22 protein-coding genes are annotated in these 23,957 nt (G+C 52.6%); 5 read left to right on the top strand and 17 right to left on the bottom strand.

Annotated elements, in window-relative coordinates:
• Nucleotides 1-116 precede the first annotated feature (116 nt).
• Both ACFQND_RS08205 and ACFQND_RS08200 read right to left on the bottom strand, forming a co-directional pair.
• A complete protein-coding gene (locus tag ACFQND_RS08205; RefSeq protein WP_377413016.1) occupies nt 117-863 on the bottom strand; it encodes a hypothetical protein in 747 nt (248 codons plus the stop codon).
• Between the two features lie 14 nt (nt 864-877).
• Nucleotides 878-1,510 (bottom strand): hypothetical protein, encoded by a 633-nt coding sequence (locus ACFQND_RS08200; protein WP_377413013.1) that lies wholly within the window; start codon nt 1,508-1,510, stop codon nt 878-880.
• Nucleotides 1,511-1,673: 163 nt separating this feature from the next.
• On the opposite strand from ACFQND_RS08200, the gene ACFQND_RS08195 reads away from it, so the two are divergent.
• Complete coding sequence (locus tag ACFQND_RS08195) at nt 1,674-2,378, top strand: hypothetical protein (protein WP_377413011.1); 705 nt, start codon at nt 1,674-1,676, stop codon at nt 2,376-2,378.
• A gap of 61 nt (nt 2,379-2,439) precedes the next feature.
• Here ACFQND_RS08195 and ACFQND_RS08190 read toward each other — a convergent pair whose 3' ends face one another.
• The 11 genes from ACFQND_RS08190 to ACFQND_RS08140 all read right to left on the bottom strand — a co-directional run bounded on the left by ACFQND_RS08190 (nt 2,440) and on the right by ACFQND_RS08140 (nt 15,666).
• A complete protein-coding gene (locus ACFQND_RS08190; RefSeq protein WP_377413008.1) occupies nt 2,440-2,595 on the bottom strand; it encodes a hypothetical protein in 156 nt (51 codons plus the stop codon).
• Nucleotides 2,596-2,735: 140 nt separating this feature from the next.
• Nucleotides 2,736-3,803, bottom strand: coding sequence for a DUF7146 domain-containing protein (locus ACFQND_RS08185; protein WP_377413005.1), 1,068 nt, complete (start codon nt 3,801-3,803; stop codon nt 2,736-2,738).
• Nucleotides 3,804-4,066: 263 nt separating this feature from the next.
• Nucleotides 4,067-6,334, bottom strand: coding sequence for a VWA domain-containing protein (locus ACFQND_RS08180; RefSeq protein WP_377413001.1), 2,268 nt, complete (start codon nt 6,332-6,334; stop codon nt 4,067-4,069).
• Between the two features lie 57 nt (nt 6,335-6,391).
• Entirely contained in the window at nt 6,392-7,522 is a 1,131-nt protein-coding gene (locus ACFQND_RS08175; protein WP_377412998.1) for a DUF3150 domain-containing protein, read from the bottom strand.
• A gap of 481 nt (nt 7,523-8,003) precedes the next feature.
• Nucleotides 8,004-8,495, bottom strand: coding sequence for a hypothetical protein (locus ACFQND_RS08170; protein WP_377412995.1), 492 nt, complete (start codon nt 8,493-8,495; stop codon nt 8,004-8,006).
• 126 nt (nt 8,496-8,621) lie between these two features.
• Nucleotides 8,622-11,543 (bottom strand): adenosylcobalamin-dependent ribonucleoside-diphosphate reductase, encoded by a 2,922-nt coding sequence (locus tag ACFQND_RS08165; protein ID WP_377412992.1) that lies wholly within the window; start codon nt 11,541-11,543, stop codon nt 8,622-8,624.
• A 527-nt stretch (nt 11,544-12,070) separates the two neighbouring features.
• Entirely contained in the window at nt 12,071-12,304 is a 234-nt protein-coding gene (locus tag ACFQND_RS08160) for a hypothetical protein (protein WP_377412989.1), read from the bottom strand.
• Between the two features lie 65 nt (nt 12,305-12,369).
• On the bottom strand, nt 12,370-12,945 hold the full coding sequence (locus ACFQND_RS08155; RefSeq protein ID WP_377412986.1) for a single-stranded DNA-binding protein: 576 nt from the start codon (nt 12,943-12,945) through the stop codon (nt 12,370-12,372).
• Nucleotides 12,942-13,943 (bottom strand): hypothetical protein, encoded by a 1,002-nt coding sequence (locus ACFQND_RS08150; protein WP_377412983.1) that lies wholly within the window; start codon nt 13,941-13,943, stop codon nt 12,942-12,944. Before ACFQND_RS08150 ends, ACFQND_RS08155 begins: the two co-directional genes overlap by 4 nt.
• 11 nt (nt 13,944-13,954) lie before the next feature.
• Entirely contained in the window at nt 13,955-14,671 is a 717-nt protein-coding gene (locus ACFQND_RS08145) for a hypothetical protein (protein WP_377412980.1), read from the bottom strand.
• Nucleotides 14,668-15,666: an AAA family ATPase gene (locus ACFQND_RS08140; RefSeq protein WP_377412977.1), complete on the bottom strand. Its 999-nt coding sequence runs from the start codon at nt 15,664-15,666 to the stop codon at nt 14,668-14,670. The genes ACFQND_RS08145 and ACFQND_RS08140 overlap by 4 nt, the downstream gene beginning before the upstream one ends.
• A gap of 741 nt (nt 15,667-16,407) precedes the next feature.
• On the opposite strand from ACFQND_RS08140, the gene ACFQND_RS08135 reads away from it, so the two are divergent.
• The 3 genes from ACFQND_RS08135 to ACFQND_RS08125 all read left to right on the top strand — a co-directional run bounded on the left by ACFQND_RS08135 (nt 16,408) and on the right by ACFQND_RS08125 (nt 19,968).
• Nucleotides 16,408-16,758, top strand: coding sequence for a hypothetical protein (locus ACFQND_RS08135; RefSeq protein WP_377412975.1), 351 nt, complete (start codon nt 16,408-16,410; stop codon nt 16,756-16,758).
• Nucleotides 16,759-17,294: 536 nt separating this feature from the next.
• Nucleotides 17,295-18,149 carry a hypothetical protein gene (locus tag ACFQND_RS08130; RefSeq protein WP_377412972.1) on the top strand — a complete coding sequence of 285 codons (855 nt, stop codon included), beginning with the start codon at nt 17,295-17,297 and terminating at the stop codon, nt 18,147-18,149.
• A 52-nt stretch (nt 18,150-18,201) separates the two neighbouring features.
• On the top strand, nt 18,202-19,968 hold the full coding sequence (locus ACFQND_RS08125) for an ATP-dependent helicase (RefSeq protein WP_377412969.1): 1,767 nt from the start codon (nt 18,202-18,204) through the stop codon (nt 19,966-19,968).
• A 68-nt stretch (nt 19,969-20,036) separates the two neighbouring features.
• On the opposite strand, the gene ACFQND_RS08120 is transcribed toward ACFQND_RS08125, so the two are convergent.
• The 4 genes from ACFQND_RS08120 to ACFQND_RS08105 are packed head-to-tail and all read right to left on the bottom strand — an operon-like array spanning nt 20,037 to nt 23,374.
• Complete coding sequence (locus ACFQND_RS08120) at nt 20,037-20,897, bottom strand: PRTRC system ThiF family protein (RefSeq protein WP_377412965.1); 861 nt, start codon at nt 20,895-20,897, stop codon at nt 20,037-20,039.
• Nucleotides 20,894-21,508, bottom strand: coding sequence for a PRTRC system protein A (locus ACFQND_RS08115; RefSeq protein ID WP_377412962.1), 615 nt, complete (start codon nt 21,506-21,508; stop codon nt 20,894-20,896). The genes ACFQND_RS08120 and ACFQND_RS08115 overlap by 4 nt, the downstream gene beginning before the upstream one ends.
• Before the next feature lie 5 nt (nt 21,509-21,513).
• Nucleotides 21,514-22,293, bottom strand: coding sequence for a PRTRC system protein B (locus ACFQND_RS08110; protein WP_377412959.1), 780 nt, complete (start codon nt 22,291-22,293; stop codon nt 21,514-21,516).
• On the bottom strand, nt 22,280-23,374 hold the full coding sequence (locus ACFQND_RS08105; protein ID WP_377412956.1) for a PRTRC system protein F: 1,095 nt from the start codon (nt 23,372-23,374) through the stop codon (nt 22,280-22,282). Before ACFQND_RS08105 ends, ACFQND_RS08110 begins: the two co-directional genes overlap by 14 nt.
• Nucleotides 23,375-23,618: 244 nt before the next feature.
• On the opposite strand from ACFQND_RS08105, the gene ACFQND_RS08100 reads away from it, so the two are divergent.
• Nucleotides 23,619-23,942, top strand: a complete 324-nt coding sequence (locus tag ACFQND_RS08100) for a histone protein (protein WP_377412953.1) — start codon at nt 23,619-23,621, stop codon at nt 23,940-23,942.
• Nucleotides 23,943-23,957 lie beyond the last annotated feature (15 nt).

Genomic DNA, 23,957 nt, shown 5'->3' with positions numbered 1-23,957 from the left:
GCGAAAACGCATTCTCTAGAACTCCATGCTTAATACAGAATGTTGCATTAATGAGTTGCATGGGCCAAAAAAAACGCCCTCTAAAAGGGCGCTTTTTTAAAAAGTCCGACTGAAATTCAAGTTGGTTCACCAGACTTACCACCCGACAAATGACTCCGGACAGGGGCCGCATTGATCTTTTTGGCGTTGAGCATCGCGTCGAGCTTCTGCTTGGCAGCTTTCACATCGAGTTGATGGACGGCGCAGACTGGGCAGGAATGACGCACGTAGGAACCTACAGGCCAGCAATAAGTAGTACTGCAATCTTTGCAGGTATGAATGGGTACTTCATGGTTTTTGATACCTTCAATCAAGACAATGTAGGTTTCAAAGCTTATGCTTGCGTCTTCCGTACGTTCGTGCATGTCGCTGCAGTAGCGCAAGTAGGTTTCCATCCTCTTGTCCAGGGCATTCCCCAGGCTAGTGTCAAACGCGGCCTGTGATCCGGGACCATTGGCTCCAAAGTGCAGCCCAAGCAAATAGGCTGCCTCGTATTTGTCCGACATCTTGTAAAGGAAACCCTTGGCGGTGTATGTCTGGCCGCTTCCTCGTGGGCGCTGAATCTCTACGCCCATTTCCTCCAGGCGCTTGTCGATCGCAGCCTTGATCCGCTGGGGACGAAGGTCGGTGCCAGTTAAGTCTTTGATCAGTTGGGTACGCTGGGTCAAGCGAATCAGAACGTCGAAACGGTCTTCCCATCTTGGATCATCAAACAGGTTGATCCTTGACTTTGACGCCGTGGCTTTACCAGTAGCCACTTTATTGGCCGTTGCTTGGTTGACTGAGCGCATAATTTTGAAAACTTCCTGGTCCTTGGATTTCATTTGCAGGCTTATGCCTACATCGCTCTTTTTCTGCGCGCCGTACCAGCCAATACCGTTCTTTCTTTGAAGGTCAGTTGGGTAGTAGATGCGATCAAAAAGTATTCATCGGCAACGGTTGGCAAAAGCACCACTGCTGGGTCGGTAGCGATCATGTGCAACTCACGTGGGCTGTGGCGACTGATCAAGCTAGCCTGCGCGGAGGGCAGATCGAAAAGCATGGTGGCCTGGGTCGGTGAAGTGCGAAGGCAGTCCAAGCGGGAAATCAAAGCCATGAAGACTTCCTCAATGGCTTCTGCCTGGAATGCATCTTTTGGCTTGTGGGCGTCGAAAGAATCATTCTGAGCAGCGATGGGGGTACGGATGGAGAAAAGAGGCAGGCCGCAGTCGGCGAGTTCGAGGACCTGCTCCTCATTTAAAACAGTAAGCATTTCCAGGAGCACCCGCTGCCCAGGAAACCACTGCTGGCAAACACGTATATCGTTAGCCAGGTCAGTCGAAACGAAGTTCCAGCGGCGCAAAAGGGCACTTTTGTTCTCATCCTGGATACTTCGATCAACAATGGGCAAGTACATGCGCTTTGGCGGCTTTGTCTGCTTTGGTAGAGCAGATGTTGGACTAATAACAATTTCCATTGCAGAATGATTCATTTTGTATCAAGACATTACTTTGCATTCGATGGCTCGACACTGCAACCCCTAAACTGACAAAATTGACAGGTTTGCCACATAAATCTGTTCCAAATTGAAAATATGAATCAGAATTGCGCATTTGAATACGGACCCCGTTTAGTTGTGAGTTGCTAAAATCATCATGTCATCGACCGCATCGCAAGCACTCCTGAAACGATTCGCCAACCGCCTTAATCGAGCTCTGGACACATTAGGTGCTCCAGCTCTTCCGCTTGACCGTGCCCGTTTTTTGGGCAACGCAATAGAACATGACGCCGGCAACGTTTCTGCGATGCTCGGTAGTTTCCTTATGCCGGAATGGGACATCTTCTTAAAGATTTGTGACGTTACCAACCAGCAGCCGGGGTACTTCCTGAATGACTCGATAACTCAATATCCGCCAGAAACACGTCTTGTCAAGCCCTTGGGAACGGGTGAAAACATAGTTATTCGAATTCCCACCCAATATTCCAAAGAACCCTTTACGGCACCTGACAATGTCTGGAGCTATGTGGTGGCCAAACATCCAATGGGATTTGGTGTTCTTCCTGGGGACTACGTGATCAACTGCGCTCCAGCTGAGGGCACGATCTCCGCCATCCAAAATCGGCTTTACCTGATGTGGTGTGCGAACAAGTTTGAAATCCTCAAGTGTGTGGACGTTCATCCAGGCAGATCCACTTTTACAAGCATGTCCACCAGCAAGGCGCCAGGAATATCCAAAATCCTCCCTCTTGACGCTGATGGCCAGCGCCTGAAACCCCACTACATGAAGGAAGCGGGCATCGAACACCTTGGAGTCATCATGATGACGACCAGATCCGCGCAGCTTATGGCTCACCTGTAGCTGTTGACATCTCAAGTTCTTACGCGACATAAAAAGTCATATCCCAACAATTAGAGTTCCTTCACACTGTGCTGGCTGAGATGGCCTCACTTTCGTTGTTGGCATATTTGCCAAAATGCCAGCCCAACGAATCACCCGCTTCAAAGATATAACGGCAGAATGCGCGAATTCTTGAACTGGTGTTGGTGAATGCCCAAGGGGTAGCAGGGTAGTTCATTGTTTGTTGCCAACAGCAGCCGGCCAAATCAGGATTGGTGAGGGTTCCCGTTCTTCCTCACAGGATGGCGCTGGCTGGGCCCAAAAAAAACCCTCCACCCAACGAAGGGTAGAGGGTTCAATCAATTTTTTCTAGAAGCGTCAAGCCGTGGCTTGGGCACTCCAGTAGTCGGCCATGTCATCACCAACCTTCGCAGACTTGATGATCAATGTCCTCAGCCCCGCCAAACGGGCTCGGTCTGCCAGTTTCTGAGCGTAGACACTACCTGGCCGTCTCCATTTTGTGGAGCCGTCAGGATTGCGCCCAAAAGCCTTGAGTTCGTCCGAATCTTCGAAGATCACCAGTTTCCTGATTTTCCCGTGAAGATCCTTGGGCAACTCAAACTCCGACATGGCAGGCCCATTTAGGCACGGCCACACCGGTATGTCACGCAGCATCGCCGAGGCGCAGCCGGTTTCAAACCCCTCACACACACCGAGCGTGTCGCCATAAGGCTCCAGCATTCGAACGGCAAACGAATTGACACCAACACCTAGATCAGTCTTCTTCACCAGAGGCACGTTCGCCTTGACACCTTCCGGCGTCAAGTAGGTTTTGTGCAACTGTGCAAGTGATCCATCAGGCGCTTGAGCGAATGCCAGCATGGCTGGGAAGCGTCCAAGCAACACGGGCTTGTCTTGTCCATCAGGCGGCGGCGCCCAATACGGCAACGCTGGATGGAATCGAATGTTGGCCGGTATGAAATCCAGCCCCCGCACCCGCGCATGCAAGTACAGATCGACTGGGTCTCCTGCAGTGACTTCATGGCCTTCATCCCAGGTCCGTTGCATCCTGGACCGGTTGCGCAGAACAAGTTCTGGAGTCATAGACCCATCCATGGCAATGCGCTGCTCTCTGGTTATGGGTTTCACATTCGGGTTCGCACCGAAGTAGTCCCGCACATCATCAGCAGCCTCACGGAATGTTTTGTATCCCATGTGCTTCATCAGCATGTTGAAGCCAGTTGCGTATTTGCCTTCAGTGCACGCACTGCAGACCCACACACCACCGTACTTCTTCTGGGTCCAACGATACCTGTCTTTGCCGCCACCATCTGGGCAGAAAGGACACGGGCCGTTTTTACTTCCGAAGTAACTTGCTGACATCCCTCTCGCTTGAAGGATGTCCGGCCAGCGGCCAAATGCTAGATCTTCCGCTTTTTCGTTCATAGTCCCTCCAAAAAAAAGGGACCGACCACCCCAGTAGGGGCAGCTGGCCCCATGGGGTTAAAGATAAAGGCAACCATGGAAGGTTGCGAAATTCGCGTAGATGCGAAAACCATTACATTGTCCAGCATTTAGAGCTCTCCGTCCAGACGTTTGACTTGCCGTGTCCAATTTCCTGCCGTTGGTTTTGGCTTTTTGCGCAACCCCTTTTGGAAAGTAGGACTGCGGAAAAAGCCCCCTCACGCTTTCGCGCAAAGGAGCCCCAATCAAGCTGCCAACTTCAAGGCAATGTTGCCTCGAAACAGCTTTTCAAATGCATCCGGTAATTCAGATGCGTCGTTGATCCAAACCGAGAAAGGGGTCAGCCCCTCAATCGCTTTACCGTATTCACCGATACCGATGCCTACGAACTCAACGCCCAATTTTTTCGCCTTCTCGATTTCATCAAGCGCCCCAGCAAGGTTGTTGGGAATGCCATCAGTCACTAAAAAGACAATCCTCTTCTTCACGCGCTGAGCAAGCAACTTGGGCATCACTTCCATCAGCGCTTCTGCCAAAGGCGTTCCACCCTCTGCATCCACATCATTGACCTTGCGCGCCACTTGCCGTGCGGATTGGCCAAATGCCTGCAGCGTCACCGTGTTTTGCAAACTGTGTGCATAGCCCGGGAACATTTCAATCGAAGTTTTGATCTTCGATATCCTCTCCAACGCTTGCGAACAAGACAGTGCAGCACCAGCGGCCTCAACAATGCAACGACTCATGGAACCAGATCGATCCAGCATGATGGCCGCGGCCGCGTCGATACCACAGACACTTGAGGTCACTTTGAAGACATTGGTGTCACCCATTGCCTTGAGACGCCACGCCCGGTTGGCTGCTACCTGCCCACCAGCCGAAGCCAGCTTCACAGTCCGCCGGCGTTTGTCCTGCAGTTCCTTGGTGAAAATCCTCACGAGACGACTCACAGCACCATTCAGGCGTGCTGATGCGTCGAAGGGGTTGGAAGTGCCCGTGGCATTTCCGCCACCAGCAGCCAGCACCAGAGATTCAGGTTCCTTTTCACCGCCCTCACCTTGTCCAGATGCGGAAACAGCTTCCAAGGCCACCTCAATCAACTCCAGTGCCTTCTCCAGCGATTCACCATCGTCAGCAGCTCGCTCCAAAGCAGTAGCCACCATCTGGGTGAAGTCGTCCGTGGGTGTGGTTGCTTGCGCAGCCATCGCTTGACCAGGAGCATCAACGTCCGGTTTCCCGTACTTGAGCTCGTAGGCCTGGGCCAGTAATGTCCCAAGATCAGTACCCATTGCTGAGTTGAGATCAAGTTTCCCGTTCTGACCTGGTTTGCCCTGTCCAGCCTCACCTTTTTGTGATTCTTGTGCGGTTGCACCTTCACCACCTTCTGATGATTCCTGGTTATGAGCGCCTGCCGAAGGTTTCCCATCACCATTCTGGTCACCGGCGCCATTACTCTGGCTACTGTCTTCAGATCCCGATTCGTTGCCCGGCTCCTTGGGGGTACTGCCTTCAGGGTTGTCCCCATCAGCTTCGCCAGCCCCCCCGTCTGCATCATCGGTACCTCCATGGGCACCACCGGTATTTTCAGGGTTCTGGTCATTGCCATTTCCCTCAGGTTCTGGCTCGCCGTCGGCATCTTCCTGCGGACTTCCCCCTTGCGGAGGGTCACCACCGGTAGCGCTCGACTCAGGAGGCGTGCTTTCCGCCTGGCCATCGGAATCAGGTGGACTTTCGTCTTCCCCGCTACCTTCAGGCTCACTTGGCTGTTTTGGCGTGTCTTTGTCCGCTGCGCCAGCCCCATCCTGCTTTTCCTGGCTTTCATCGTCAGCATCAGCGGCATCGTCCTGGTCTTGAGATTCAGACGACTGAGGCGACTGTTGCTCCGGTTCGGGAGGCTGTAAGGCCTGCCAAAGATCCTTCGCTAGAGCTACTGCTTCGGCCGTATTGGTACAACCAGCCAGACGATCAATTGCTTGACCAACCGCAGTCACACCATCTTCGCCCAGGATCTGATCGCCCTTGGCAACCAGACAGTCTGCAGCTTCCTTCATGCCTTGATGACCCACCAGCTTTCGGTATCCCTTGATCAACACATTCAGAGTTACCAGGTTTGCGCTGTGTTCGGGATTACTTGCATCGAAATTGGCGTCTACCGCACGGATGGAATCTTCCAATCCACGATTCAGAACCAGGGCGGCGCCTGGAAAGGTCTTGACCTGCTCACGCTCAATACGAGGGTCTTCAAGCGCATTCATCAGTGCCCGGACATTTCCATCCAGTCCCTCAATGCAGTCAAAGTCCGTGTGTTTCTCGTGTCCAGCTTCATGCACGGCCAATCGTGTCAGAAGCGCGATTTCATCAGCGTCACCGGTCTTTGGACGGGGCAATGAGATTGCTCCGTTTTCACCGCATCCAGCCAACTGGCCCCATTCAACTGTGCATTTCCTGCTCAGTATCAGGGACATCAAACCAGCGATGACCCGTTGGGCACTCGCTATCTTTCCCACATTGTTCATGTGACCTCCATAGGCCCCCACAAACGCCGAGGCGTTGTGAGGGTTGGGTTGGAATGTTTAGAACAGCGCGACGAACGACGGCTGTTCCTGCAAAACATCCGCCTGGTGGGCGATCTCTTGCGAGGTCTCCTGCAGGTGGTGCTCAGTAGGCACTTGAATGAACCCACTGTCGAATGCGGCAGTAGTCTCGGTTGCCGGGGCAACTTCAACCGGTATGCCTGCAGGCTCGGCGAAAGCCGGCGCCGTAGAGCGTACACCCAGCAGATTTTCAAAGGCGTCTGCCGAGGATTCAGCTTCGAACGCCATCTGCGCCAGCGCAATAGCCTTTTGCGGATTGGACAAGGCCTGTGCCAGGGTCCAAATGTGCATCAGATGCACACCCTCAATCGGGCCATCATCAGGCAGCAGACCGAGCACGTGGTCGATCATGTCCGCCATAGGCTCGCATGTCGGGTCCAGAAACGCAAAGCTGGTGAACTTTTCGCCGATGCGCTTCAGGGGCCGCAACGTCTTCCAAGTCACCTTCTCACGCTTTTGAACCACCCCTGTCAAGGACTTGCCAGTGAGGTATTTCGTGATCAGGATTTCCGCCTCGCTTGCAGCATCTGCAAACAACTCGCCTTTGAGGCCAGTCATCTGCTTTGCGTACATCCGGTTGGCGTCGCTGAACTCATCCGTACTGGGCGCGCTCACGCGGCACAGGTGGAATCCGAACGACATCTTGCCGGCCGCTTGTTCCGGCGATGGAATGTCATGGATCAGGTTGCTCCATTCAGCGTTCTCCGGCTGGTTACGCCAGTCTTCAATTGCGCGGTCAAAGCGGTTGAAGAAGGTGTCCCGTTTGTCGTTGAACTTTGCCTGAATGAGGGCCAGTCCCTTGTAGACGTTATCGAGCTTTGCTTCTGGTATGCCGGTCGTCCCCAGGAGGGGCAGGCCATTGATCGCTAGAAGCTTTTCAGCTTCGCGCTTCATTGCATTGAAGGGGGCGAGATCGTCCGTGTCGCAGATCTTGATCGAGCCAAGAGTTGCCAAGGTCGCAGGAGGAAGGTCTTCAAAAGCCTGGTTCTTCGCGATCAGCTGCTCTTTCTTGAGCCGCTTACGTCCAGACCACAGGTGTACTTCCAGAGTCACGCAAACAAGCCCATCGGCTGATTTTTGCTTGACCGCTTCATTAACGGTATTTGTCATTGGGTTCTCCAAAAAGGAAAAGCGAGAACCCAATACCCCTGCGGGAATTGAATTCCCGCTCGGGTTGAAATTGGCGTGCATTGCACACGCGAGTCCTCAAAATGAGGAAGCGACTTAATCTTACTGGGTTATTCCGCAAGCGGCAAGCCGAAACTTGGCCCTGCCCCACTGGACAAACCCGGCTTTACAGGTACTTTGGTGCCATGGACATACAAATTTCAGTGGGATTGAGGGTCCAAGTCCTCAAGGATCAGAGCAAAACCCGTCTTGGACCACCAAAATCCCCAGGGCGAACTGGTGAGGTCAAGCGCCTAAACAGCGTCGGCGGGATGGACCATGGAGGCCTTTGGTATGTGCTCCTAGACAAAACCAGTCGGGCGGCGGGGCGAGAAGAGTCTTTTTGGGGTGAAGAACTGTGTGAAATTCCGCCCCCGCGTTCCAGCGGAACCTAAAATCCAAGATTTTTGTAATCCGCGCTCGCTCAGAGGCAGTTACCACTCTCTATTGGCTTGATGTCAATGAAACAGCCAGAGGGACGATATGCCACAAAGTCAATACACATGACATCCTCTGGTATTGATTCGAATGACGGCAAATCCGTTGCCGGGTCATGCACAAAAAGCCCGAGTTCACTATCCCGACCTGCAAACACCCAATGCCAATTATTTTTACGAACGAAAACCTTAAGAATTGCCGCCTGCCCCACACAGTTCCAGTCGTGAAACCGTTTCATGCGTGAATTTACGCCGGCAGCCTTTAAGGCTTTTCCCAAATCTTTGAAATTACTTGAAAACGGGCGCCTCTTGTACCTGTCCGATATCCCAACCTCGACAAAGACAGCGCGAGCATCACAGTAAGGAATAGATGCAGCCATGGCCAGACATGCGACACCGCAATCTGTACTTTCCAATTGCCTGACTTTTTTCACGGCAACAAGTGAGGTTTTGAATTTTCTGGCGATTTCTGATGTCATCGAGAACCTTGTAATCCATGCTGTCAGCATCTAAACCGGCAAACCCTGCCATAAAACTTGGAGTGTTTTATGGCAGAGCCCTCTTTCGAGGGCCTGCACAGGTCTGGAATTCACCAGACCTTTCCTTTAACCACAACTTCCGGTGTGGCCGCAGTGGTCGCATACCTCGCAACCATCACGCTTGTGAAGTGACATGGTCTTGCACACAGGACATTGACGCCCTGCAGCATTGACGGCTGAAACCTCGACCGTGACCGCGGGCTTTTCTGCTTTGAGCAGATCTGCCTTATGGCCACTCAGTCCAAGCGCCTTCAATCTCGCCAACAACACCGTTGCAACATAGGCCACCGTTGATGGGTAGTTCTGCTGTTTGACGTCGCCAGGCACTTGCGCAAGGAAATCGCCGCGCACTTCACCAAAGTTGGTGAGTTTGCTCAACTTCGTGGCAACCCATGCTGGATCGCTCACACGCATATCAATGCTCAGCACTTTCATCAGACCGTCCAGCACCTTGGGGTACTGACCGGACAGCCATACTGAGTATGGCCGCACTTGACCATTGGGCAAGACCACCTCCTTCGTGTGAAGAAGAAAATCATCGCCCGTGACCGGATTGCTGATGTCGACGTGCCATCCAAGTGCCCCCTTGGGCCCCGTCTTGGGTTCACGTTTGGAGAACAAGGCATCCATCATCGCCGAATGCCCGGTGCTCTCCAGTGCTCCAATTTCCGTCAAACGGTGCTTCACCAGATAGGCAAAGCCCGCGGCCAGACTCGGCATCATCACAACCTTCCCCGTTGACGGGTCAGTCATTTCGAAACCATCGTCTCCCACGGTGTTGAGCAAGGAATCCAGCTTCATAGCCAGCCATGCACCATCATCCGTCCGCATATCAACGCTCAATGACTTCGCAATCGCTGCCAGCCCACGTGGCTGCTCAGCTCCAGCGACAAACACCTCCAGGGGGTGCATTCGTCCATTGCGATAGTGGTTCACCACCACTGCAAAGCTACCTTGCGGATGCTTCACTCGGTAAGTAATACCTTCCGGGTTCACGTCCGGGCGATCAGGCCAGCGCATCACGTCATTGATGTTTTGTACATCTTTGAGCACAACACGACGATCCGGGTCATCCTGGCGCAGGTCCTGGGCTGTCGCTAAGACCGTCTTTTTGTCCGCTTCATCTGCAGACACCAGCACAGCACCGATCATGTCATTGGGCCTGTAGGTCGTAATGCCCTTCAAACCCATTTTCCAGGCGTCCATGTAGACCTGCTGGAAATCTTCAAAAGGATAGTCAGCAGGGACGTTCACCGTCTTACTGATCGCACTATCAATGTAAGGCGCTACTGCACCCAGCACCCGAAGGTGATCTGCAACAGTCATTTGCATGGCCGTCACAAAGACATCGGACTTTGCATCTTCACCCTGTGTCAGCTTGAACTGACGGTAGGCGTAATCGTCCAGCTCAAACGCCTGGCGCGAGCCATCGGCCATCATTTTGTTGCGCTGCTGACGTAGGCTAAAAATGGGTTCGATGCCCGAGCTCGCGTTGTCACCAAAGGCCATCGAAATGGTCCCAGTCGGCGCAATTGACAGCAAGTGCGAATTGCGAATTCCATGCATGCGAATCGCATCCTTGATTTTCTGGGGCAATCGCGAGGCAAACGTACCTTCCTCCAGATACTTTTCAGCATCGAAGAACGGGAACGCACCCAACGTCTTGGCCAGATTGACAGACGCCATGTACGCCGCATCACGCATCGCGGCCGTTACGTGTTCGGCAAATGTTGCCCCCCTCAGGGAGTCATACCGGATGCCCAACATCGCCATTGCATCACCCAGGCCCAAATAGCCCAGGCCAATACGCCGCTTGTTGGCAGCTTCACTGGCCTGCTGCGGCAGGGGCCAGCGTGTTTTATCCAACACCTTGTCCAGCATCTCAACGGCCTGCGCGACTACCTTTGCCATTCCATCAAAATCGAAGGACGCCGCCGGCGTGAATGCATCACTGACAAATCGAGTCAGATTGATCGATCCCAGGCAGCAGCAGCCATAGGCTGGAAGCGTTTGCTCACCGCAGGGATTCGTAGCCTTGATTACTTCGCAGTAACGCAGATTGTTATCCAGGTTAATGCGGTCAATGAACAACACACCCGGCTCAGCACCATAGTAGGTGTTGCGCATGATCTTGTCCCAGATGTGCCGCGCCTTGACAGTGCGATACACAAACCGGGTTTTGCCGTCTGAACACACCTTTGTAGAGTGTGCTTCAACAGGATCTGCATCGTGCACCAGATCGAAGTCACCATCGTTCACCACTGCATTCATGAATTCATCGGTGACCGCAACACTGATGTTGAAGTTCGACAAGGTGGCAAACGCAGAGCGCAACGACCATCCAAACCCTTGATTCTTGCGAACAAGATCCATGAGGCCGTCAGCATCTTTCTTTTCCAACCCCATCAGTGAAAAATCAGGGGTTTTCTTCGCATCAATGAACATCTCAATGTCCGGGTGATCCACGCGCATGACACCCATCTGGGCGCCACGCCGAGCACCAGCTGACTCGACTGTTTGGCACATGCGATCAAACACCCGCATGTACGACACAGGGCCGGAGGCTTTGGAATCCGTACCCTTCACCCGCGCGCCCACTGGACGTATGGAAGAAAAGTCGTATCCAACACCACCGCCGCGGCGCATCGTTTCAGCAGACTCACGCAGAGCATCCATGATGCCAGGCTGGCCATCTTGATTGCTCCCAGACATACTGTCGCCCACGGGCTGCACAAAGCAGTTGATCATGGTGCTTACGCGGTCCATGCCTGCAGCCGAATTAACCCGGCCACCTGGAACAAAGCCACCGACTTGGGCGCTGACAAATCGGGCCTGTTGGGCCTTATCTTCAGCGAGGGCGGTTGCAACCCGTTCTTGGATTTCACGCACACTGGTTTCACCAGGCGCAGCATACTTTTCAAGAAGTACGTCATAGCACAGTTGTTGCAGCGCTTGAGGCGCTGACACATTGCTGTCATTGGTTTTCATAAAGGAACTCTCCATTTGCAAATGTGGGTCTCCCGCGAGACCCGCCAATGCACACCCACGAAGGATGCACATTGGATGGCCCCTTCGAGGGATCTGTTGAAGTAATCAACAGGGGAGAAGTTTTGCCTGCCCCTGGAGGAAGTAAAACTTTCCCCTGAGGACTGGTTAAGGCTGGATTTGCGTATGGCTTGAGACCAAACGCCACGGAACTCCAGCTCCGTGTACTGCTCTACGAGCAAGAAAGTAAAAAGGACCAATCGTCCTTCTGTAAATCTTCTTACGAAGGAGATTTCAGAAAGAGACTATGACTGCGACTCCCGCAAGGGAGTGCCATGTGAACCGTCTACGCTGGGTAGACCTTGTTGAAGGCTGGGTTCGCTGATGTATCAGCACGGCTTACCAGCTCCGTTGGAGTGCTAGGAGAAAAGTCGGGAACCGGCTTTTTTCATAACGCTCAGATTTTCTCAAATATTTACGCCATTTGCAAGGCAGAAGGCCCGGACATACGTCCGGGCCTTGCCAATTCGTCAGTGCAACAGTGTTGGGCCCCACTGCAGCGGATGAAAGTCTTCCGTCTCAACGTACCACATGAGGGATGGCGGTTCGCCATCAACAAGCAGTCCCATCTTGCGGTCATACCCGACTTTGTGAACACCCATGCTTTCGTCTCGTCTTTCGATCAGGACAGTCATGGAATCTTCACCAGTTGAATCTTGAAATTGCTGGACCGTCTGGACCAGCCGCTCACGCATAAATTGCATAGTGACTCCTGGAAGGAGCACTGCCCAACCGGGCAAGTGCCCCGGTTGGGTTGAAGTGAGTTTAGTTATGGCAAAAAGCCTGGTTCATCCCCCATACTGGGTTCAAATCCAGAATGAGAAAAATCGTCATGACGTTCCCGATGGTGGCTATTTTGGCCATCAGAAGCTTGATGCCTCTCATGACCTTGTTGCCAGTTACGGTCCGGTTGGCCAGCTGCTGGTCTCTGTTGCGGACGTTGGCCCGGAATGGGACCATCGTTTTGCCTTTGAGCCGGTCGCTGACCTTGTTGAGCACCACCCTGATACCCATTTCCTTGCGATCGCTCCCCCGTATAGGGCTTGCGTCCACGCGAAAACCAGGACAAACGATATTTCACGTAAGTTCTGGCTGGGCCAGTTTGTGGCGTGTAGATTTGCGTTTCCTGCGTTCCGGTGGCAGAGATTTCTTGTCCCTTGACAGTCGTAGAGCAAAACTCTTCGGCCATCTCACCAAAGCAAAAAAACGTAACCGCTTCCGTGACTTCCTGTCCCTTGTGGAATCGTGAGTCAAGAATGCGGAATTCACATACCTGGCTACCCCCCGGAATCATTTTCAATTCCGGTTGATGCGCCAAGCGGCCAGTTGCAGTAATCGCGATCATTGTTTCGTTCCGTCCAATCGGGCTACACGATACACGTTTTTCGATCCTTCATCGCCGCTGGGCAGGGTTACTGGCACCTTACCCATTGGCGTGATTGCAACACGCTCCCCGATTCGCACGTTGAAGCGCTGCAACTCTCTCTCCAGTTCTGCACCTCGCAAAGGAACATCCACGCCATTGTCGAGTTTGAGCAACGCCTCAAAAGTCTCGTATGGCGCTCGACCCTCGGGGGTGAAAGTACGGGATCCAGCTTGGACCAGCTTCCCTTCAAACGTGACCCCCTTGGTAGGTTTGGGTACGTATGCATTTCTCGGTTGCGCAGGTTGCTCGGGCGCCGGCTGTGCTTTGGGCACCGCCACAGCTTTTGGCACAACAGGTTTTGGATCGCTTTGCTGACGCTTGGCAACTATCTTTTCCTGTTTCGGTTGAACTGGCTTTTCGCTTCGTTCCGCCGGTATGACCTTGGCCTTGGACACCCTGATGTTGCCTGTCGAGTTGATCAAGTCCTGCGCCATTTGCACGGTTTCGTCCTTAATCATTTCCAGACCCTTTATAGGATCAAAGGCCACTTCACCAAGCGAATGGTGCCGCCCTTGCATCAACGTCCGTAGACGCTGCTCTGTGACGATCATCTCTCGCTTGATCAACTTCTGTTTGTAATAGACACGCAGGTTCAGCACTGCAACCGGCGGATCCAAACGAATGGACACGATACGGTCAGCAGGTATGAACTCTTCACCACGTGGAGCTGTTTCCAAGATGGTTGTAGCTACAAATTCACGATGAACAGGCACGTTCGCATTTGCTGCGGCATTGATGCCCAGTTGACGGGGATCAGCTTTACGCTTTGACCCGACCATATCCAGCAAGTTCGAAACTTTTACTGCTATCCATGCAAGACACCGGAAGGTAAACCGCACGAAAGCGAATATTGCCATTCCAAGAATTACAAGAATGTTCACCCATACCGGGCGATAGATACTCATATTTTTTTTCATCAAATAACCTCTTAAAAGGCATTGGACGAAGCGCTCGAAAACCACGAGTCGCCTTCGCCTATGTTGGGTTCAAATTGCACGTCATCACGCGTTAGCGCATCACGCAGCGACCACCCCAACTGCTCTAAGGCAGTACGGATGTCGCTCTTGTTAGTGAAGAAACCGGCAAGCCAGTTTTCCCACTCTTTTGGCACATTTTTTGGCGCTTGCATTGGGACGCCTTCGGCACCCGCAACGAGCAATCGCTTGTTCTCTATCGCCCAGTCCGCCAGTACCAGCGCAATGGCTGGGTGGGTTGCCGGGGCGACGATGTATTGGGTGGCGCTCTTCACGTCCTTGACCCAACTGGCAATCTCACCTGGTCGCGCATCAGACTTCTCTACAAGCGCCTCCCATTGCTGGGAGAGCTCCTGCAGATCGTCCGACTTACTCACAGTCGTGAAAATCACCAGGCCACCAAGAACTGAAAGTTCGGGGTGCTGTTCAACGAAACTTCCTTCCAGCTTTCCCCCAAGGCCTTCTAGGACCTTGAGGTACTTCGCCCGGGTTGTCTTTGTGTAGCCAGTTCGCAGCCGCTTGCTGATCTCCCCAGCAAGCTGGTGAGCCGGCAACTCAGCGTCAATGAATGACAAACCATTTACCGAAGCGGTGTGAACCGTTTGATCTTTGACTGCCACACCCCACGCACCCTTTGTTGGATGCAGATACACCTCATAGAGCAAGCTCATTGGGTGACCATGGCCTGGTCGAGATTTTCATCAAAACCAGTTGCCAGAGTGATGTATTCATTGACTGCTGCAGCCATGGTTCGAGGCATCTTCACAGCTCGGCGTATCGCAAAATGCAATCCGCTTTGCTTCTTGGCCTTTAAAACCGGCGTGTACATCGAGGCCAACTTTGCCCAGCGCAAGACTGCACGGGTTGAAAGTGGTTTTTCAATCGCTTCAGCACCATTTCGGAACGCAATGCGCACCTCATTGGCTACTTCGACCGTCAGCTTTGCAATGCTCTTTGCCACGTCAACCTGGACACCGCCCGGAAGCAGCGTTCGCAGCACCAGCGCCTCTTCATGTTCAGGCTTCAGAAAATCGACCTCCATGTAGAAGAATCGATCCTCATTAGCCACGTCCATGACGTTGCGTCCAGTGACAGCCGCGAGGCTGTCAATGCTGTTTTGAGTGGCAAAGAACCGTGTTGACGGCGCCGGTGTAATGACTTCACCCGTTTCCGGGATCGTCCATGAATACCCTTCGAGTACCAAGTTCAAGGCAGATGCCTGTCCTGGTTCCAGAATGTTGTACTCATCTAACAGCACTGATGTGCCATCACGGCAGGCCTTTGTAACTGGGCCGTCATGCCACCGCAGCTTTCCATCTTCGGTCGGCAGCATCTGCCCAAACACCTGATAGTTCTGCGTGTCGGGACTGCATGCCACTGTTGCCAGTGGGACATTCAGCTTCGCATGCCATTGCTTGACAAACGATGTTTTCCCGGCCGACGGATCGCCCTCGATCAGCATGGCCTTGAAGCCACCGATCCAGAACATCGTCAGGTCACGCAGGCGCTCGGTTTCGAATACGTAAAACGGGTCGATTTTCGGAACTCCCAGAAGCCCCGGCTTCAGACCCTGAATCGCCGCTTTTTCCGGTGCCTCGGGAATATTGAATGTTGAGCGTATTGGATACATTTGTGGCTCTAATACGCTGCTCTTTGTTTCGTTCATGCTCTACCTCTTTAAAGAGTTCATCCAGGTCCAGTTGTTTGAGAATCGGTGCTAAGCCTTCTCTGATTCGTTCTGGGTCGTAGCCGGATAGGCGACAGCACAGTTCGAATCCAAACGGAACTTCAGATGGTTGAATAATTGTCCAAAGCGGTTCATCGCCATCCATGTCCGCGGCGTAAGCCATGGCATGTGGGTCAAAAATCCAGCTCAGGATTGCTTTCTTTTCCTTGCCATTTCCACGTGCATTGAGAAGGCGAAGTGAATACATCACCATGCCCTCGTGCAGTTGATTTATGGCGTCATCGCTCCATTCTTTTGCAGCCTCATCAGTGAGATCAGGCCAGTCCATGCCAACGTCATCGTCGTATGGATCGAAGGGGATGCTCAGCTCAACGTCCTCAACCGGCCCAAGGGGCAAGTCAAATAAGCTCGGTTGCATATCGTCAATCTTGCGAACTATCACCTTGTTTTTGGAAACACGGTCTAGATACTTCGCCCGACTTTCCAATTTCTTCTTGTACCGATCTTCGAACGCTTGTTCTCTTGCCTCTTGCTCATGAGGAAGGAACATCTTTGGAAGGAAAAGTTGTTTAGGTTCAGCGCTGTTACGCGCTCTCACGCTCATGCCAGACCTCTAAGGGACTGAGCAGAAGGACAGTTTTCATCTTCATGTCTTCCTTGTCAGTAAACCGACAAAGGAGCACCCCTGCAGGGATTGCTCCCTGCCGGGTTGATGAATGAATGGGTTACCCCATCCTGGTTGATGCGAACACGAGGCTCGCGCTTTTCGATTTGCATCGAGAAGTGCTCACAGGACTGCTTAAGTTGGCAATCCGGTCAGCGATTCTGACGCTTCAAGTTCTGGGTGTTGTGCTCGGAGTGAGCGATGGGAAATGGAAGGCAAAAAAAAGAAGACCCGAAGGCCTTCTGTTTTTACTTGGCAGCTTCCAGGATCTGTTCGATCTTGGCTTGGCGGTCAACGATCTTTTGCTTGCCGACAGAAGCCGTATTGGCTCCAGCGAAAGCAACAACTGCGTAGATAGCTACAACAGCGACGATGATTTTGACGAATTTGCTCATGATGATTCCTAGAAAAAATCACGAGCAAATTACCCAAAGGGCAAATAATGCCCGTTTGGGAAGTTGTAAAGATGATTTCCCCGGAGGTACGTCATCGCATTTAAGGCGCACACAAGGTACGCAACCATGCATTGCTGCATGATCTTTTCCGACATCGTCGAGAAAGACATCACAAGTCGAATTCAACCTGTCATGTATTTCACGTCTTTGCAGATCTTGGACGGGGTGCAGATGCACCCCCCAAGAGAAGCCAACTTCTTAGCTTCTTCAATTTTTCTATGCCCTAAGGCTGCCAGTTACCGTCGCAACTGACGTTATCGGATCGGAATGTTTAAGTGGTCCCATCTGCACTGATCGCTGGTTTGCAGCTTTCGGTATTAATTATGCCCGGCAATTTTGCAGAGCGTCAACACATTTTGTCCATTTCCCTGTTTACGCCCCACTTCGCCGAGGCTTTGGCTAGTTTTTAGTGCGTTGTGCGGGCAAGCAATTGCGCCATCTGATCTAAATTCATAGCGTACCTAATACCATTTTTGGAGAGTTTCCCAATGTCAACACAAGAGAGCAGCGTCCAAACCTTTGTAGACCTCCTGCCCGCCAAGCAACGGCAGGCTGTGATTTCCGTCTTTGGCGAGAAATTTGCGCATCAGTTCATGGGCCCCATTGCGTTTATTGATGATGCAAAACTCAGCTCACCGACGGCAATCAACTTTTTCCGCCGTGACTTCCAGTTCATCTCCAAGGTTTTGAATTATGAGTATCAATACCGTTCCTGGAATGGCTTCGATCAAGGCCTCCTGGACCGTTATGGCGAAATGATTGCCAAGAAGCTGGAAAGCATTGGGACACTGATCGGCAACTGGAACAATCGCTTTGCCAAGCTCATGGAAACAAACGGCGTGAAGATGGAGAGCGCCGTTTACGCCAATGCAATTGAAACCACAGTCCCCATCATTTCGGGTAACGCCCGTGCCTACTTTCTCATCCTCAAGGAACTCGATCGCCTGAATCTGGTAGCAGGCACAGCCAACTTGATGGGCGTGATCAACTCCACCCAGCGAGCCGAAGCTGAGTTCATGTGCAAAAAGTCTGTTCGTGCCTTTGCTGCAGCTCTGCGCAATGAAGTGGTTCGCCTTTACCGTGAAGCCGACCGTTTGATAAAGGAACAGCATGGGCACGCTGATTCCGGCAAGGCTGAAACGATTGCGGCCCAGGGCAAGGAGCTCGATGCGTTTGCCAGTTCGATGAAGACCGACAGCGCAACCGACAGCAGTTTGAATATGAACAATGTCGATCCATCCCAGGTCATTGATGATGCCGCGGCTGCAACAGCTGCAGCTACAAACAAAGCGAATGGTTCTAAACCGCGAGCAAAGAAAACTGAAGCTCTGACCGACGCTTAAATCTCATTCATCCTAACTGGCCGCCACCGCGCGGCCTTTTTTTTGAGCGTTTATGGCATTCACACCTACCCAACAAGAAGCGATTGACCACGACGGCAACTTGATGATCGTTGCAGGTCCAGGTTCGGGGAAAACCACAACTTCCGTGGCCAAGGCTCGACGCATACTGAGCGACCCCCGCCGCTCGCTCATCATGGTCACCTTCACCAAGGAAGGCGCCGAGGAGATGCGCAAACGCCTTGAGAAGGCTCAATTGGACGCTGGGCAGCCGCCGATCGCAAAACACCGCCTACGCGTTGGGACATTTCACAGCATCGCCCTACAGCATCTGTTTGAGCATCGAAAGCACGAGAAGGTCCTGGGCCCAGCCCAACAAGGGATTTTGCTCAAGGAAGCTTTGACACCGTTTTCAAGTGATCTGGATTTGGTGAAGGACATCCGCAAGGAATTTGAGTCTTTCATGTACGCCATTGACAGGGATGCCCATGAAATGAGCGATCCGGCGGCAAAGGTGGTGAATCGGTACTTGGAGAGGTTACGCGCCAGCCGGGCGACGGACCTGTACACAGTTATGCGTGACTGCGCCCTGTTTGCCGACAACGGCACCATTCCGCCCATGAACTACACCGACATGCTGGTGGACGAAGGACAGGACACGGACGAACTGCAAAAGGTCTGGATCTTCGCTCATGCGCGTGCTGGAATCAATGTAACCATCGTGGGGGATGACGACCAATCCATCTACGAGTGGCGGCAGGCCCTGGGTTATAGCGGTATGAAGTCCTTTATGGACACGTTCGGAGCAAAGCGCATTGAGCTGGGAGACAACTTCCGCTGCCGTGAGGAAATCCTGACCCATGCCGTCATGCTGGTCCAGAACAACAAGAATCGGCTGATCAAGCACCTTGTTGCTCAACGTGGTGCCGGCGGAAAGATCGCCTCCTACCATACGGCCTCGACAGAAACCCAGTGCGATGAATTGGCAGAACTGATCAGCAGGACACCCAATTCGCACACAAACGTAGCTGTATTGGCCAGGACGAACCGGTCACTCAATGATCTGGAAATGTCGCTTACCGAGCGTGAAATCTCCTACATCCGCTTGGGGAAATCGATTTGGGATGATGCCTGGGTTGCCACCTATTTGAGTTTGCTCCAATCCCTGGTCGATGCCTCACCTGTTGGGGTGTTTGGATGTCTTGGCACCCTGGGCCTTGATGACGCAGTTAAAACCGAGCTTCTTCAGTCCATGCGCGGCAGTGCAGATGAATTTCTGGAGGCGCGGGTACCGGACCTTGAAAACGCAACCGCAACTGATGCCAGTCTCATCAAGGAATTCGCCAAAGCATGCAAATACTGGCGTGACCAGTTGCGATCGCAAACAGGCGGTAGTGTTAACGAGGTGGTGCTTGATGTCGGCGAATGGCTGTCTTCAAAGCAACGATCGCGACGTACCAAAGAACTCATCAAACGAGCGGCCTCCATTCTCGGCAAACTTAAGGGCACGATTTCAAGCAGGCTGAGTTTTATCGCAAGGAATAAAAAGAGCAGTGAGACGGCCCCCATCACCCTAATGACTATGCACGCCTCCAAGGGCATGGAATTCGAGACTGTCCATGTAATTGATGCAAATAAGCCGGAGGACGGTTCCGACTTGGTGAACACCGAGGCCGAACGCCGGCTCATGTATGTCGCGCTCACGCGTGCCAAGAATCGGTGTTTTGTCTGGTATAGCGGCGAACCCCACCCTACCATCCCCGAAGCACAACTGCGGGTTCTGCATGAGTTTGAAAAGTTGGTTGAAATCGTGGATTCCTGAAGTAACGCACATTTTTTGCGCAAAAAAAAATGGCCACCCCCTGAGGAGTGGCCATTTTTCATTTTGGTTTATGCGGTTGCTACAGCCAGTTTGGCCTTTGCTTCCCGTTTCGATTTCACACTTTCTCGCACTATGCGGTGTCGCCGTCCATCACGAATCACGCCAAAGCGCGTCCATACGTCCGGATCTACCTTCATAGGCATGACCATCATCCGCTCCAGGTTGACGAAGACCCCATGGGCTTCAATCTCCCCCTTCGTGAACAATTGCCACAGTATGTTCCCTGCAAAATCCGCAATGGTCGGATTTATGAACAGAGACTGTTTCTCCAGGGCTTCCGCCAAAGAGCATGACGGAGTGTCGTCTTTATCTTCCTGCGCTGGATCGATCATTTCCGGATACAACTCAGCCACGTGAGGCAATCTGAGTTTGTCTTCACCAACTTTCGAGCGGCTGCTGACTTCCCCGAGAATCACCTGACCATCGGCTTTACGGTTACCCGTATCCAGCCAGTATCGAACTCCTGACATGGTCCCTTCCAGGCCCCGAAGGATTCCCAGTCGGGCTGCACGATTGTCGACAGCGCCAATGACGATGTCAAAGTCCTGCAGACTTGATCTGGTATCGAGTTTGCCAATGTTGCTCTCCCATACCGTATTCTCAAGCGCCATATTGGCCCGCGTCACCAGCACATCTGCCTTGAAACTACCCACGTCTCCGGGGTAGAAATTCTGGCGCCCGATATTCGCATGTGAAACCACGTCCGGGTCCACCACCGTGACTCTGAAGCCATGTGGGTGACCCAGCGCGACCATCGCCTTATGCAGGTTGACCAACTTAACCATCATTTGGCTACCTGTCCCACCAGCCCCAACCAAGAGAACCTTGACTGGTTTTGTGAGCAGGTTTGCGTGAAGCTTGTGCTTCATTTGCATAGAACCTCCAGTTTCCCGTTGGATGCCAGATCGGCATCCCATGTTTGGCCCAGCATGTTCAGTCGAAGCACGGAGGTCATGTCTCCTGTATCCAGGTTGCCAATCACTCCAGAAAACTTCATTGAACCCATATCGTCCTGATCGTCCTTTTGAGAAAAGAACGCCGAAAACGTGCCGTGGCTGTGTAAATCCAACACCAGGTACTCACCATCTCCCAGTTGCACCTCGTGGTACTCAACGAGATCGGCGGTGGCCTGCATGTTTTCACGTTTTTCGTAGCGCCAGCTGTGATCGTTGGAATTCCAGACCACTGCAGCCGCCATTTCGTTGGGCATGGCTGCTTTCGCATCCTGCACAAACTTGCTTCTCAATTCCGATGGGATTGGCCCACACTTGAGCGCCACCGTGTCTTTGGCCGGCCCATAGGGCAGCATAAAGTCAGAGTGGGCAATCTTGTGCAGAACCGTTACCCAGGGCAACATGACCTCACGCCACAAACCGTCACGCGCCACCACGTAGCGCGTTCCATTGTTTGTGGCCGGTTCGATCATCCCTTCACGAGGCATCATCACTGTGGGGAACATGCCTTGAATGATTGCATCCATGGACATCAAAACTCCCCTGCTGCGCGCATAACGCCAACGTTGGTCCTGAATTCAGGCTCCATGAGGTCTGCGACCTTAAGTCCCAGGTCCACCAGAACGCCATCTGGAAACTTTTGGGTGGGCTTCGCAACCATCTTTTTCCAGAACTCGGCAGGTTTCACACCTTTGGTAAGGCGATCAGCTTCCGCAAAATTCGGATGGGTAAAGTGCGAGTCGAAAAGGAAGCGCTCCCAGGCCTGAGGATTCCCCTTTGCAAAGTCATCCGGCCGTGAGGCATTTCCCACACACACCTCCCCGCGGGCCCACACGTTAAACAGTGGTGCCTGGCACAGCTTGGTTTCCTTGTCCGGCATTTCGCTTCCGCGGTATGCGTAGACAAAGAGGTCACGCCCATCTGACAGCCAGACCATTCCAGGTACGGGGCAGATGCCCTGTCCGGTGAAAGTGGTCGAGCCGAACATATTCGACTTCTTGAAGAACATTGCGCGTTTCATTGGTGGAGTCCACCAAATCATCTTGCCCATGCCCTTTGCCAGGATGCTATGGTCTTGCCATTCCATCTGAGGCCTCTGCTGAGGAGCCAACACATTAACCATGGCCAGGTAATCAGCTTCATTCATCGGACGACCAGCACCAATTACGGGCTTGCCGTCGACGTCATGCACATGGTGCACGGTCGCGATGGCACCGGTGCCATCATTTGAGTTGCTCATTTTGGAATACAGCATTACGGCTGCACCCAATACATACCGATTGTCCTGAACGGACACTTCAAGTGTTTCCATCTTCATTTCCTTTTGAATCCAGGAAGTGCACCAGCAAATTGCCCAATGCATTCCATTGATCGAAGTAAGCGCGCATGAGACGCGCCATGTTTTCAAATTCCGCAGTCGTTGAGCCTGTGGCCACCTTCATACGGCACAGGCACTCGATGGCTGTACCGCTGTTGTAGCAGTCCTCTTCGTAGTGCCCCGTCAGTTCGAACAACATTTCGGCATCATTCCATGCAATAAAGCAGGCGGCGCCAATTTGATCCTCGTCATCAGAGTTGTCCCACGAATACTCACCCTTGTTCTTGCGATAAAGACGCTCTAAGGCAATTGCATCATTGACACATTGCTTCAGTCCATCAGGCAAGACAGTGGTTTTCAACAGGTACTCAACCTGTTTTGTTTTCAGGTGTTTGGGACCATGGATTCCATTCGGCGATGCCCATCCCAAGAGATGTGCATGCCCATCCACGCTTTCCAGCACTTTGGAAGGCAGGTAGCCATAGTCAGTCTTCGCTTGTTCGATGAGATCGGGGAGCTCTTCAGGTGAAGGGTCATCGTCACCCTCCATGGCTCGCATCTCCCTCACAAAGTCTTCGTCTGACTCAGCACCATTAAAGTAGTGATGGGAGTGGTAACTCATCGAGGCTGGGCTGTAAATACCGATGCCGCGACCGTTTGACCGTTCGATGACATTTACAACGTACCAACCCAGGCCCGGCACTTCGGCTTCTAAAGCTTCGATAACGGGTTTCATTTTGAGCAATTCCAGATTGGAAACCGCTCGCATGAAGAACTCGACCTCGCTTGAGTTTGCAATGATGAGAGGCTGACCCCTCAAACATGAACGTGCATTCGCTCCAATCTGAGTGTCCAACCATCCCTGCAACTGCTTTTGAACAATTGCATCCAGCTGTGGAATTTCACCACCTGGCAGCTCCATTCCAAACTTCTCCGCTGCGAGCGAAAACCTGGCCAAGGACTGGTGAGCAATAGACTCGCCACCGATGACAAGAGGAACTTCGGAACTGAATTGGGGTAGAACGAAAGTCCCATGCGCTTTAGGCAAGGGGCGCTCTAACGCTATTGATTTCATGGGTATCCCTAAAAAAAAGGGAACCCATGCCCTTGCGGGACCTGAGTTCCCGCGTGGGTGAAAGTTATGCGTGCACAGGCATGATGCCGACACGCGAAAGGCACTGGGCCTAACAGCCTTTATTTTCCAACATTTTTGTCCTGGCGGCAATGACGAATGGATACCCTTTTGCCACTTAGCCAATATTGACGACAATCACTGGCTGGCAGAACTCCTTCTGCCAGTTAACCAAAAGGCACATCACATGGCAACTGCAAAGAAAGCGGCTAGCAAAGCCGCAGCAAAAACAAAGAAAGTAACAGCACCCGCGAAGGCGGCAAATGCTGTGAAAAAAGCACCAGCCAAAAAGGCGCCGGTCTCAAAGACCGCCAAGGCCGTAGCGAAGCTGTCAGCGAAAATTGCAACGCTGACCGAGCGTAAGAACAAGATTGGAACTGAAATCACGGCCCTGAAGGATCAGCGTGCCGCTTTGAAAAATGCTCCTGTGGCCGGCGAGCATGCACAGGCGAAGACAACGCCCAAGCCAGTAGCGCAAGCCAAAAAGGCCAAACCCAAGGCCAAGAAGTAAATCGGGACTGCAAAA

The organism is Polaromonas aquatica, assembly GCF_042659145.1.
Lineage (GTDB): Bacteria > Pseudomonadota > Gammaproteobacteria > Burkholderiales > Burkholderiaceae_C > Polaromonas > Polaromonas aquatica.
Note: the sequence above shows the minus strand (reverse complement) of the source record. Positions and strands in the feature narration are given on the sequence as shown.